Raw genomic sequence first — 12706 nt, 5'->3', positions numbered from 1 at the left:
GTCTTTTTTATAACTAGCTGGCATTAGCCACCTAAAAGACTTAATGCGGCCTGTGGTAACTGGTTTGCCTGCGACAAAATAGTGGTACCGGCTTGTTGCATAATTTGGTTTTTAGTTAGGGTTGCTGTTTCAAGCGCGTAATCAGTATCTTGAATACGGCTACGAGAAGCTGACACGTTCTCAGATACGTTAGCAAGATTGGCAATGGTAAAACCAAAACGGTTTTGCACCGCACCTAAGTCTGCACGCTGGGCGTCAATTTGCGCTAATGCAGCATCAATAGTTTGAATTGCAGATTGAGCACCTTCACTAGTTGTACCACTAATATCAATCGCCTCCACTGATGACAATTGACTTAATGAGCTATTAAACATCTGGAGCTCATTTGCTGCTCCATCGTTTGAAATACCAATTTTGCTCGGTGATGACAAATTTATTTCCGATGTTTTTGAAGCTGTTGTTGCTCCCGCAGCAGTTCCATCAAACGTTAATCCACCAGCAGGCGTACCAACTGCTTCCATTACAGATTCAATACCATCAACACCTGTTGCTTTTAGGCTAATATTGCCTGCAGCTGGGTCATAAACAGCATCATAACCGTCAGCCACCATCTCTTCTGCTAGGCGCGCCATATCACCACCAAAAGTGCCTAAGTCATATTCATCATCGCCAATTTTTATAGTTGCATTATCGGTACTCGTTATCCCTGCGATAACAACATTTAGACGAGCCTCAGCTGTAACACCAGCCGCAGCTCCATTAATAGAATTAGCTACACCATCAGCGCCATCATTTGCTCCAATTAAAACATCAGTACCGTTGATATTCAGTGATCCAGGAGCTACAACTTCATTTGCAGCCATACTGCCTGCAGCTACTACACCAAATACAGTTCCTGGCCCATCAATTTCGTTGGAACCAATAGCATCGGCAGCAACATTACGTAAACTTACATTAATGGTTTCATTCGCATTTGCACCTACCTGAAACTGTTTAGTACCAAAAGTGCCGTCAAGTAAGCTGGTGCCACCAAATTTAGTGGTATCTGCAATTCGAGTGAGCTCTTGTTGCAGGGCTGCTACTTCTTTTTGCAGTGATGCACGGTCAACCGCACTATTTGAACCATTCGCCGATTGCAGTGATAAGTCACGCATACGTTGCAGAATATTTGCTGACTCTTGCATTGCACCTTCAGCAGTTTGCGCCATAGAAATACCATCGTTGGCATTACGCTGAGCAACCGTTAGGCCATTAACCTGAGACGTTAGTCGGTTGGCAATTTGTAAACCTGCAGCATCGTCTTTTGCGCTATTAATACGCAAACCAGATGATAGTCTCTGCATTGAGGTTTCAAGTGCCATGCTAGATTTAGATAGATTGCGTTGCCCATTAAGTGATGCAACATTTGTATTTACGCTTAAAGCCATTTTACCATCTCCTAGTTTCAATCAGAATGTGGTTCAAAATATTTAAGCAAAAACCACACTGTCTATGACTAGTTGAATGCATTACTTGTGCCAACTAATAATAAAACATTAAACCCATGTTTTATAACAACTAAATAACTTTTATTACGGTATTTAATAAATAGTGAGCATTTTTTTGACAGGAGAGAAAAAGGGGGGTGACAGTTTTTTGCCGCTTCGTTAAGGCAAGTTATTACCTATTTTTCCTAAAAGTAATAACCTGCCTTGGATGGTGTTTATAAATAATCGAATAATGAGAGTTTAGCCAAACGACCAAAAGTCGCTTGTGAGGCCTGTAAACCAGACTCATGTTTTGTGAGATCGCTAATCGCTTCAGCGGCATCAATCTCAATTAGGCTAGATCTGTTTTCTTGATTATTGATATCTAGTGCACTGTTTGAATCGGTTACACGCTCAACCACATTCATGCGTCCACCTAAACCAGCTTGTGTAAATACAATTTGTTCACTAGCATTTTTAAGCTGAATTAAACCATCCGATAATGCTTGGTTAATTTGCGCTTCATCAAGTTGTTCGTCATTTAGGCTAATGATCAAATCTTCCAGCGTATTCAATACATTTTCTTTGCTTGGTTTCTCAAGGGTGAAATCAAGCTGCCCAGGTGCTGCCCCCTCAAGTTGAATTTCCATACCTGCAAATTCAATCGGTTCATCGGTTACTTCACCCGTAACGGGTGGTACAAGAGGGTTACCATCACGTAATATTTCATATTGATCAGGCGCTGAAGGCGTTGCACCAGGGATAACATTAACGTTATAGGTATTGATCGTTGGAGAAATAAGCGGATCTGGGTCTGAGTTATAATTATCTTTATGAAAACGGTCAAACTCGCCTTGGTTTTCAACATAAACAGTTCCAGCGGTAATGCCGCCTGTTGGCGTTCCATCGTTTGAAACTACATCGAGTCGCGCATCAACTCGTTCAAATACATTAAAGCCATTATCGCTTGATTTGATCTCAACGCCTTTTGCGATCGTCACTTCGTGTTGGCCTTGATCGCCTTGATATTCGTATTTGCCATTGGTGCTATTAAATGTATAAGTTTGAATATCGTCTTGATAGCCAGAGAAAAGGTATTTCCCTCCTTCAGATTGACTATTCATTAAGTTAAGCAGTGATTTTTGCAGTTCTTTTAGTTCACTGGCAACTGAAGCCAAATCACCTTCATCTAACGAACCATTGCCCGCTCGTATAGTTAACATTTGCGCTTCTAAAATAGTGTCGTTCATACCTTGTAATAAACTTTCTTCGGTTTCTAAACGCCCTTTTAGCTGGTTAATATTTTTGGTCAGCTGCTCATTCGTTTCTATTTTATTGGTGTACAACATACCCTGAGAAATAGCTGCAGGGTTTTCAGAGGTACTCAAATATTTTTGGCCTGTAGTGACACGCTCTTGCGCACCTGCTACATTTTGTTGATTCTCAAGTATTTTATTAATGTTATTTTGATACATTAAATTATTTGATAAACGCATAATTACCTCGCCGCACTCAGTAAAGTGTCAAAAATAGAACGTGCTGCAGACAATACTTGAGCAGATGCAGCATAAGATTGCTGAAAACGCAGCAAATTAGCCGCCTCTTCATCTAAGTTTACGCCCGACAATGATTCATACCAGGCTTCTGATTGTTGTGCTAATGCATCAAATGCAGCACCGTTGGTCATTGCTTGGCTGGTCACTACCCCAACATCAGTTACCAAGCCTGCATAGGCCTGATTCAACGTTTTATGATTATCGGCTGAGGCACTTGCCACTACATTTTGACGTACTAAATCGGTATTTTGTAAATCTGCGAGCTTTTGGCCATTACGGTTATCATCAAAACCGCCTTCATTAAATTCTAAATTAAAGGTATCACCTGTAGCCGGTACACCTTCAATATTAAAGTCAAAACCATAGCCATCGTAAGGCGCTCCAGCTTGAGCGAGTATATTATTAGCAGGCGGTGTAACCGTAAACGTGGTCGTGCCATTACCGTCAGTCAGTTGATATTCGTTAGCATTAGCTGTTTTAACAATGCTAATAGGGCCATTAGCTAGCCCTAGAGGGTTACTAAAACTGCCAGTGGTTACATCGCTCACATCACCCGGTGAAATAGTACCTGTCCCTGTATTATCAAGGCCATCTGCTGTTCTAATTGGTGAGGCCAAAGCAATGTCTTCACCTCGACCACTGGTCAACGATATATTACCCGCAGCGCCACTATTGAGCTTTACCTGAAATTGATCCCCAGCATTACCGACTCCCGTTACATTAAGCTCTAAGCCAAACGATTCCCCACTAGTAATCGCTGCTGAATCGATAATGCCACTGGGTGGGATAGTTGCTAAAGAGGCTGTACCTAAAGGCTCACCTTTATTATCAATAGGCTGAATGCTCACCTCATTAGGATTACCCGTATAAGTGATCACAAAGTCACTGGCTGGTAGTTCGCTGCCTTTACCTGCCTCAACGGTTGCTGACATATTAGCTGTTCCGGTATTTGCTTGATAAACATAAGCACTGACCGTTGGAATTTCAAAAATATCTCCACCTAATTCACCATTAGCATCCATCCCTAAACGGTTTTGCTGATTAAACGAATCGGCAAGTGCAATGCCCATCTGGCCAATTTGATTTTGTGCAGGCACCAAAATATCGTCTCTAAATGCCAATAAACCGCCAATTTTACCTTTTAATTTAGTAGGATCTATTTCCAGTGGCACAGCTTGACCGCCATTTACATCTAAACGTAACTCTTTAAAATTGGCATCTGGATCGCCACTAATCGAGAACAAGTTGAATGACCCATTTTGCATAACAACCGCTTCACCTGAGCCCATAAATACTTGTTTTTCACCATTGGGGCCATCGAGTGTTTCTATATCAATCAGTTCAGATAAATCACGTATTGCTTTATCACGCTCATTATAAGCTGAGCTCGCATCCGCTTCGTTCTTGGTACCATGAACACCTGCAATTTCTTGGTTCAACGAACTAATACTTTCGATTAGCGTATTCGCCTCTTCTGAAAAAATTTCTAATTGCTCATTAACCACCGCTTTTTGCTCTGAAACAATACCTGCAAGCCTGTCCATTTGATCAATCAAATTTTGCGCATCACTCATCACTAATGAACGAGCAACCGTTGATGAAGGTTGATTAAGAGCCTCTTGTACGTTATTGAACATTGAGTTGATACTAGTTGATAAGCTGTTTGATTTTTCTGAAAAGATTTGATCAACTCGACTCGTTTCACTAACAAATTGATCAAAAAAGCTTTTATTTGAGGTATCTCGGTTTAATTGCTTTTGCGCAAACTCATTCAATAATCGATACGTTTGGCCACGGCCTACCTGATTATCAATCATAGTGGTAAACTCGGTGCGCTCACGTACATACCCTTCGGTATTAACATTTGCGATGTTTTTACTTGTCGTTTGCAGTAGCTCAGCGTTAGCTCTAATGCCTGAATTAGCAATGTTTAATAAATTAAACGACATGTTACTCTACTCCTTGGCGGATCACGCTTGTGGCGATATTCTTCAATTCGTTACTGTTTAGCACTCTTTTTATTTTGTCAGCATAGTTAGGGTCGGTTGCATAACCGGCTTGCTGTAAAGAGTCTAAAAATTTGTGCGGCTTTGCTGTATTGTTTAATGCATCTTGATAGCGAGGGTTCTGCGTTAAAAAATCCACAAAATCATTCACACTATCTTTTATTGAGTCATACGCTCTAAAGCTTGCTTGCTTTTTAACTGCAGCGCCTTGCTCAAACTCTAAAGTGACCTTACTGGCTTTTTCGCCCTGCCAACTTTTATCTGACTTTATATTGAATAAATTATTTGAGCTATTGCCATCACCTTTACTGATAATATGTTTACCCCAGCCAGTTTCTAATGCTGCTTGCGCAACCATAACCGCCGGATTTAAACCAATTTTTTTAGCCGCTGTTTTTGCGTGTTCCCACACTGTACTTACAAATTCCTCAGCATTTTCAAATGTGCCAGACGCTATGTTTTGTTCGCTTTTTTCAGTTGAATCAACGAGCGGCACTTTTTCAGTGACCTTTTGGTTTTCTTGATGAGGTAAGGTGCTACCCGCACGTTGGTCACTAAAGAAATCTGACGTTGTACGAAGAACTGAGCCTGGCATAAAGTTTTTTCCATCTGGCGATAGTTGCTGCACAATTAAATCAGCAAGACCTAAAGAGCCATTTGATGAAAGCTCTGTAGCCATCTGTTGGTCGTGCATTTCTTCAAAAAACTTCACGCCACTTGCATTAAATGGGCTTTCTTTGTCTTCAAAAGCCTCATTGGCTTTACGCATACTTTTCAGTAGCATTTGGGTGAAGATAGCTTCAAATTGTGCCGCCGCTTTTTTTAACGCCGCTTTAGATGCATCGGTTGATGCATCACCGCTGTTTAAAGCATCTCGACGCAAAGAGTCTAAGTTGCCTAAATCAAAAAAGTTTTGCTTATCTAGATGATTTGTTTCCATCAGCTTTTTGACACAATAATTAATAATACCTAGTTAAATGCAATAATTGAGCCAAAAGAAGAGTAGCGATGAAAGGTTAAGGATGAAAGGTTAAGGGTTAAAGACCCTAGGGCTTAGGGTCTAGAATCTTATAAAACTAAATTACAACAAGCTGACCGTTAATTGCACCGGCTTCTTTAAGTGCTTCAAGAATCGCCATTAAATCGCCAGGGGCAGCGCCAACTTCATTAATAGCACGAACTAAATCATCAAGGCTGACACCTGGGTCAAATACAAAAGCACGTGAATCATCTTGATTAACGTCAATAATACTTTGTTGGGTAACCACTGTTTCCCCCTCTGCTAAAGGATTTGGCTGTGCCACATTTTGTTGCTCAGCAATGGTCACAGTAAGGCCACCATGTGTAATTGCCGCAGGTTGTAATTTTACATTTTTTCCAATAACTATAGTGCCGGTGCGTGAGTTAACAATTATTTTTGCCGAAGTATCCGCAGGCTTAAACTCTAAGTTTTCAAGAGTTGATAAATACGATACACGTTGCGAGGCATCACGAGGTGCAATAACGCGAATAGAAGCCGCATCGAGTGCTTGAGCGCTATTTGGGCCGATTAAATCATTTATGGTTTTCTCTAAACGTTTAGCAGTAGTAAAATCAGGGCGGTTTAAATTAAAGGTAATATAATCGTTTTGCATAAATGGGCTTTTAACAGCACGCTCAACGGTTGCACCATTTGGTACGCGTCCTACCGTTGGCGTATTAATCACAACGCGACTACCATCAAGGCCTTCAGCGCCTAAGCCACCTACAATTAAACTGCCTTGAGCGATGGCGTAAACATTACCATCAACCCCTTTTAGGAATGTTTGTAATAATGTACCACCGCGCAGGCTGCCTGCACTGCCAATTGATGACACGGTTATATCAATAGTCTGCCCTGGCTTTCTAAATGGAGGGAGTTCTGCATGAACAGCAACCGCTGCAACATTTTTAATTTTTGGCTTTAAACTCGCAGGTAGTGTAATACCAAAACTATTAAGCATGCCTTTAAAACTTTGCTCGGTAAAACGGCTTTGCTCTCCGGTGCCCGGTAAACCAACAACCAATCCATAGCCCACTAATTGGTTTGAGCGCACCCCTTCAACCATAGATACATCTTTAATTCGCTCAGCACTGGCAGTAAATTGCCAGCCTAGTAGCACCATAAAACAAAAAACTTTAAAACCATTCATGTTGAATGTCCTCTAAAAGGGAAACAATGAGCTACTAAAGAAACGCGTTAACCAACCCGGGCTTTGTGCCTCTTGAGTTTGACCCTTACCTGAATACTGAATACGCGCATTCGCAATACGATTAGACTCAACGGTATTATCAGCATTAACATCTTGTGGACGCACTAACCCCTCTAAGCGAATAAATTCTTCACCGGTATTTAGCGTTAGCCATTTTTCACCGCGAATCACCAAATTACCATTTGGTAATACTCGCATCACGTTAACCGAAATATCGCCAACTAGGCTGTTTGATTGATTTGATCTTGAGTCACCTTTAAACGACGCATCACTACCAACCCCAAATTGAATACTATCGCCACCAATATTAACCGGTAAACCACCTAAACCAATAACAGGATCGAGGCTAGCATCTGTTTGTTTATCTGTTTCTGTTTTAGCCGCTTTTGTGGCTTGGGTTGACTCTTGCAATTTAACCGTAATGATATCGCCTGTTCTAAGTGCTTTCTTATCGGCATATAAGTCATTCGATAATTGTGTACTGAATAAAGAGCCAGTTGCTACCACTGACTCCATATTAGGCTCTGGATACATAGGTGCATAGTAGGGATCGTCCTGCACTACTTCATTATTTTGTGTAGATACACAACCGCTTAACAGTAAAGTCCCTACTGCAAATAACATGATATTACGCATACAATCCCCCAAGACTATAATTGTTGATTGATGTAGCTCATCATTTCATCAACCGCTGAAATTACCTTTGAGTTCATTTCGTAAACTCGCTGAGTTTCAATCAAATTAACCAACTCTTCGGTCACATTTACATTTGATGTTTCAAGTGAACCTTGAATAATTGTACCTAAGCCCTCAACCCCCGGGTTACCTTGAACAGGTGCACCACTTACTGCAGTTTCGGTATAAAGGTTTTGCCCTATAGGCTCAAGGCCCGACGGATTGATAAAATCACTAATAGTAATTTGACCAATAACCACGTTTTCGGCTTGACCTTTAATGCGAACTGACACTTCACCATCTTGAGATACGGTGATTGACTGTGCATCATCAGGCACATTCATTTCAGGCTGAACAACATAACCAGCGCCCGAGGTTACAACACGCCCGTCGCCGTCGGTAGTAAACTGGCCATTACGCGAATAAGCAATATTGCCATCAGGCTGTAAAACTTCAAAAAAGCCAGGACCTGAAATCATCCAATCTAATGAATTTTCAGTGGTGAGCATATTACCTTGCGAAAAGTTTTTTTGGTTAGCCACCACCTTAGTACCCGCGCCCAACATTAAGCCTGACGGCATTTCGGTGTCTTGCGATGAGCGACCGCCTGGTTGATTAATATTTTGGTAGAGTAAGTCTTCAAAAATAGCGCGGCTTTTTTTGTAACCCACTGTACTGGCATTCGCTAAGTTATTTGATATAACCGATATATCTGTTTGTTGAGCGTCAAGCCCTGTTTTACTTATCCATAATGCTGGATTCATAATAATATCCTCACGTTATAGTTAAACGATGCGCATCAGCTGTTCTTGACGTTGATCAATCTCTTCAGCTGTTTTCATCAGTTTTACTTGTAATTCAAATTGGCGTTGATGACTGATCATATCGACCATTTCATGCACAGGATTTACATTCGATTTTTCTAATGTGCCACCTAATACTTGTACATTGGCTGATGTTTCAACTATTTGGCCTGGTTTAGCTCTAAATAAGCCATCGTTACCCTTCTCGAGTGTAGCGTTGTTTGCATCAACCACTTTTAGCCGATCAACTTCTTCTAAAAAGTTAGCCGGTGCACCTTGAGGGCGAACTTGAATAGTGCCATCTTTGCTAAATTCAATTTTTTCAATCGGTACAGGTAATATGACTGGCCCACCTTCGCCAATAACTTGACGACCGTCGCTGGTAGTCAACATTCCTTCAGCCGTTATATTTAACGAACCCACTTTTGTATAGGCTTCATTACCGGAGGCATCCTGAACACTCAGCCATGCATTATCACTCATAGCAATATCAAGGCTGCGACCTGTTTCGACAACACCGCCCGATGTCATGTTAGATCCTGGGCGCTCCTGCATAGCAAAAACACGAGTCGGCAAACCTTCACCGAAAGCCTGCATTGACCGTGCTTGCGAAAAATCAGATTTAAACCCAGTGGTATTCGCATTTGCCAAATTATTGGCTTTAAGAGCAAGCCCTTGCATGCTTTGTTTAGCGCCAGATGCCGCTATGTAGACCATTTTATCCATAACATCGACTCATTAAGAAATCTATGTATGAGTAAATGCAATATAAGTGCCAAATTAAATTTAAGTGTGAATAAGATTTTAGGAGAGGAATAAAAAAGGCTGCACTAAGCAGCCTTAGTAAATCAAAATATGATTATCTGATCTGAAGGATGTTCTGTTGAATAGTTGAGTTAACCTCAAGCGCACGAGAGTTTGCTTGGAAGTTACGCTGCGCACTAATCAAATCAACCAGCTCATTGGTTAAGTTTACGTTAGACTGCTCAAGAGCTGACGAATTAATGTTGCCTAGTGTGCCTGAACCTGGCTCACCCGCAATTGGTTCCCCCGAGGTCAAACTTTTTTTCCATGAAGTGTCACCTACTTGCTGCAAACCTTGTGAGTTTGAAAAGCGCACCATAGCTACTTGACCAAGGAAGGTTGAATCACCATTACTATAAGATGCAACTACTTTTCCATCGGTACCAATATCAATACCCGCTAAACGCCCTACTGTCGCACCATCTTGCTCAAGTGCTTTTACCTCAAAGCGGCTTGCATATTGGGTTGGTACTTTGTTAGCTGTACCAGCTTGATCTCGCCAATTGATCTCTATATCTGCAGGAAAACTAGCACCATTGGTTAGTATATTCGACAGCCCAGGAGTACCTCCTCCGCCAGCAACTACAGACAAAGGATTAAAAGTATTAGCTACATTAGCTGTTGTTGTGCCATTTACAGTTGTGGTCGAAGGTAAACCGCTCGAATCAAATTTAAACGTACTAATAGGCTCAAACGGAAGAGCTGGTGTTCCATCCTGTTCAACGCCATCACTACCAAAAGATTTGCCATCAAGCGTAGCATGCACATCCCATTGATTTTCATCACCAGGGACTGATGGATCGTTCTTCACAAAGAAAAACTGAAGCACGTGAGGTTCACCCAAAGAATCATAAACAGTTGTTGATGTTGATGAATTATATGTTGCGCTTTCAGTAGGATTAAAAGGAAGCGTTGGCGCGTCTGCACGGGAGTCTAAATTAAATGAGCTGTAAACACTAGAGGTCGCACGTGGAGAACCCGACGAGTCAGGTATTTGCAAAGCAGAAGAAGTACTCAAGCTCACAGAGGTAGTATCACCAGTTGCTTCGTCAACGGGGAACCCTTGTAAAAAATTACCTTTAGCATCGACAACAAAGTTATCTTTGTTCAGCTTAAATGCACCTGCTCGCGTGTAGGTAAAATCTTGGGCTCCCAAGTCTTGGCTCATAGCAAAGTAACCTTCACCGGTAATCGCTAAATCCAGTGAGTTATTAGTAAACTGTAATGAGCCTTGATGAAATTGCTGGGCAACCATGGTGGTTTGTACACCATCACCATTTTTAGTTTTACCTGCACTAAATACTGATGAAGCATATACATCAGCAAATTCAGCACGTGACTCTTTAAAGCCTGTGGTATTTACGTTGGCAATGTTATTGGCGGTAACATCCAAATCTTTTTGTGCGGCAGCAAGGCCTGTTAATGCAATATTGAAGCTCATAATTAACCTCTAACCTAAAAATATTTAGCCTGATGGCTAAAAAATACATAAAATCTATTACGCGATTTCTGCGACATCAGTCAGCCTAACCGCACCTTCTTTGGTATTAATAATAATGCCGCTTGAGCCATTAATATTAACACTCTCAATATTTTTGAATGAAGCAATTGGGAGGCTTGAAAATTCGCCATCCGTACTGCCTTCAGCTTTAACCTTGTATTCACCAGGAGGAAGCCGCTCACCCGCTTCATTTTTACCATCCCATGCAAAGCGCACTGCACCTGCAGGCTGAGTACCTAAATCAATGGTTTTAACTAACTGCCCTGATGCATCTTCAATACGAAGTGTTAAATTATCTACCGGCTTTTCAGCAACAATAGCTCCCTTAACCTCACCCGACTCATTTAGCTCAAGCGTGTCAGACTCCAGCAGTGCTTGCTTACCAACCAGTGTTGATGCTTGCAATGCCGAATTTGATGTCATCGATGCGGCTAAAGACTCAAAATTAGAGTTTAAATTTGAGATCCCTTCAGCCATAGTAAAGTTTGTCATTTGCGCAATCATCTGATCATTATCAGCTGGTTTGCTTGGATCTTGATATGACAATTGCTGTGTTAACAACGAAAAGAAATCTTCTTGGGTTAACGCATCACTTTCCTCTTTTTTTGGCACTTGCTTATCTTGCCAACGTAAAGAGTCCATGTAGGATGAAGAAGTGCTAATATCGTTACTCATGAGCTACCCTCAGTTACCGCTGACCTAGCAGCAGTGTTTTACTTAACATTTGCTTAGCTGCATCAGCAACTTGAACATTTGTCTGATAAGAGCGAGATGCAGAAATCATATTTGCCATCTCCTCAACAACATTCACGTTGGGTTTATAAATATAACCATTTTCATCCGCACTGGGATGGTTTGGGTTATATTCAATTTGTAGTGGTTTATCACTCTCAACCACTCCTAACACTTTCACACCAACGGCAGAGCCCTGTGGGTTGCTTGCTGACGCTGACGCTTTTGTTAGCTCCGCAGCAAATACAGGTTGTCGCGCTCGGTACGTCTCATTTTGTGAAGAGCTAATTGTATTGGCATTAGAGATATTACTTGCGGTGGTATTTAATCGCACGTTTTGTGCACTCATACCAGAACCAGCAATATCAAACACATTATATAAACTCATAATTAGGCTCCTTGACTACCGAGGGCTTTTTTCAGGCCTTTAAACTTACCATTAAGAAACTGGACACTGGCCTGATACTCCATAGCATTCTGTGTATACAAGTTTCGTTCCACCTGTATATCAACCGAGTTACCATCACCTGTATCTGTTTGATTTGGCGTACGAAATAATTCATTACCACCTACGCTTCGGGTACCACCGGCAATGTGTTTTTCATTGGTTCTTACCATGCTATTGCCGCTTAGTTGGTTAGACTTTGCCGTTTTTAATGCTGAGGCAAAGTCGATATCTTTTGCTTTATAGCCGGGCGTATCAGCATTTGCGATATTAGTAGCGAGCATTTCTGCTCTTTGCGAACGGATCAACATCGCATGCGGATGCACGCCTAATGCTTTATCAAAACTGATAGCCATAACTACCTCCAAAAAATTGACTTAGCATCAATAAAGCAATAAGTAAGCCAGCAATGAAAAGTAGTGATGATTAAAACAAAAAACGACGCAATGAGCGTCGTTTAAAGGAGGGTAATATATTAAGAATGTTA

The 12706-nt window shown here is 41.4% G+C and carries 12 protein-coding genes; all 12 read right to left on the bottom strand.

Going from position 1 to position 12706, the window contains the following annotated elements; all coding sequences use genetic code 11:
- Positions 1 to 23: 23 nt before the first annotated feature.
- The 12 genes from P20439_RS04865 to flgB all read right to left on the bottom strand — a co-directional run bounded on the left by P20439_RS04865 (position 24) and on the right by flgB (position 12575).
- Complete coding sequence (locus P20439_RS04865; RefSeq protein WP_008113080.1) at positions 24 to 1427, bottom strand: flagellin; 1404 nt, start codon at positions 1425 to 1427, stop codon at positions 24 to 26.
- 275 nt (positions 1428 to 1702) lie between these two features.
- On the bottom strand, positions 1703 to 2962 hold the full coding sequence (flgL, locus tag P20439_RS04860; RefSeq protein WP_008113078.1) for a flagellar hook-associated protein FlgL: 1260 nt from the start codon (positions 2960 to 2962) through the stop codon (positions 1703 to 1705).
- Positions 2963 to 2964: 2 nt separating this feature from the next.
- Complete coding sequence (gene flgK, locus P20439_RS04855; protein WP_008464964.1) at positions 2965 to 4971, bottom strand: flagellar hook-associated protein FlgK; 2007 nt, start codon at positions 4969 to 4971, stop codon at positions 2965 to 2967.
- Between the two features lies 1 nt (position 4972).
- A complete protein-coding gene (flgJ, locus tag P20439_RS04850) occupies positions 4973 to 5968 on the bottom strand; it encodes a flagellar assembly peptidoglycan hydrolase FlgJ (protein ID WP_008113076.1) in 996 nt (331 codons plus the stop codon).
- Positions 5969 to 6104: 136 nt separating this feature from the next.
- The gene (locus P20439_RS04845) at positions 6105 to 7199 is read right to left on the bottom strand and encodes a flagellar basal body P-ring protein FlgI (RefSeq protein WP_008113075.1); all 1095 of its coding nucleotides are present in this window, start codon (positions 7197 to 7199) and stop codon (positions 6105 to 6107) included.
- Positions 7200 to 7211: 12 nt separating this feature from the next.
- Positions 7212 to 7895, bottom strand: a complete 684-nt coding sequence (gene flgH / locus P20439_RS04840; protein WP_008113074.1) for a flagellar basal body L-ring protein FlgH — start codon at positions 7893 to 7895, stop codon at positions 7212 to 7214.
- Positions 7896 to 7909: 14 nt separating this feature from the next.
- Positions 7910 to 8698: a flagellar basal-body rod protein FlgG gene (flgG, locus tag P20439_RS04835; protein WP_008113073.1), complete on the bottom strand. Its 789-nt coding sequence runs from the start codon at positions 8696 to 8698 to the stop codon at positions 7910 to 7912.
- Between the two features lie 21 nt (positions 8699 to 8719).
- Positions 8720 to 9463 carry a flagellar basal body rod protein FlgF gene (locus tag P20439_RS04830; protein ID WP_008113072.1) on the bottom strand — a complete coding sequence of 248 codons (744 nt, stop codon included), beginning with the start codon at positions 9461 to 9463 and terminating at the stop codon, positions 8720 to 8722.
- A 133-nt stretch (positions 9464 to 9596) separates the two neighbouring features.
- On the bottom strand, positions 9597 to 10982 hold the full coding sequence (flgE, locus tag P20439_RS04825; protein WP_008113071.1) for a flagellar hook protein FlgE: 1386 nt from the start codon (positions 10980 to 10982) through the stop codon (positions 9597 to 9599).
- Positions 10983 to 11039: 57 nt separating this feature from the next.
- On the bottom strand, positions 11040 to 11717 hold the full coding sequence (locus tag P20439_RS04820) for a flagellar hook assembly protein FlgD (RefSeq protein ID WP_008113070.1): 678 nt from the start codon (positions 11715 to 11717) through the stop codon (positions 11040 to 11042).
- A 13-nt stretch (positions 11718 to 11730) separates the two neighbouring features.
- A complete protein-coding gene (gene flgC / locus P20439_RS04815; RefSeq protein WP_008113068.1) occupies positions 11731 to 12162 on the bottom strand; it encodes a flagellar basal body rod protein FlgC in 432 nt (143 codons plus the stop codon).
- 2 nt (positions 12163 to 12164) lie between these two features.
- Positions 12165 to 12575, bottom strand: a complete 411-nt coding sequence (gene flgB / locus P20439_RS04810; RefSeq protein WP_008113066.1) for a flagellar basal body rod protein FlgB — start codon at positions 12573 to 12575, stop codon at positions 12165 to 12167.
- Positions 12576 to 12706 lie beyond the last annotated feature (131 nt).

Source organism: Pseudoalteromonas sp. BSi20439, from assembly GCF_000241165.1.
In the GTDB taxonomy this organism is placed as follows: domain Bacteria; phylum Pseudomonadota; class Gammaproteobacteria; order Enterobacterales; family Alteromonadaceae; genus Pseudoalteromonas.
The sequence above is the reverse complement of the archived record's forward strand: the minus strand, read 5'-3'. Positions and strand labels throughout refer to the sequence as shown.

Excerpts from the sequence above, each read along its gene's own strand:
- flgB (WP_008113066.1), bottom strand. The coding sequence starts at position 12,575 with ATGGCTATCAGTTTTGATAAAGCATTAGGCGTGCATCCGCATGCGATG.
- flgH (WP_008113074.1), bottom strand. The coding sequence starts at position 7,895 with ATGCGTAATATCATGTTATTTGCAGTAGGGACTTTACTGTTAAGCGGT.
- flgE (WP_008113071.1), bottom strand. The coding sequence starts at position 10,982 with ATGAGCTTCAATATTGCATTAACAGGCCTTGCTGCCGCACAAAAAGAT.
- flgL (WP_008113078.1), bottom strand. The coding sequence starts at position 2,962 with ATGCGTTTATCAAATAATTTAATGTATCAAAATAACATTAATAAAATA.
- flgC (WP_008113068.1), bottom strand. The coding sequence starts at position 12,162 with ATGAGTTTATATAATGTGTTTGATATTGCTGGTTCTGGTATGAGTGCA.
- P20439_RS04865 (WP_008113080.1), bottom strand. The coding sequence starts at position 1,427 with ATGGCTTTAAGCGTAAATACAAATGTTGCATCACTTAATGGGCAACGC.
- flgG (WP_008113073.1), bottom strand. The coding sequence starts at position 8,698 with ATGAATCCAGCATTATGGATAAGTAAAACAGGGCTTGACGCTCAACAA.
- flgK (WP_008464964.1), bottom strand. The coding sequence starts at position 4,971 with ATGTCGTTTAATTTATTAAACATTGCTAATTCAGGCATTAGAGCTAAC.
- flgJ (WP_008113076.1), bottom strand. The coding sequence starts at position 5,968 with ATGGAAACAAATCATCTAGATAAGCAAAACTTTTTTGATTTAGGCAAC.
- P20439_RS04845 (WP_008113075.1), bottom strand. The coding sequence starts at position 7,199 with ATGAATGGTTTTAAAGTTTTTTGTTTTATGGTGCTACTAGGCTGGCAA.
- P20439_RS04830 (WP_008113072.1), bottom strand. The coding sequence starts at position 9,463 with ATGGATAAAATGGTCTACATAGCGGCATCTGGCGCTAAACAAAGCATG.
- P20439_RS04820 (WP_008113070.1), bottom strand. The coding sequence starts at position 11,717 with ATGAGTAACGATATTAGCACTTCTTCATCCTACATGGACTCTTTACGT.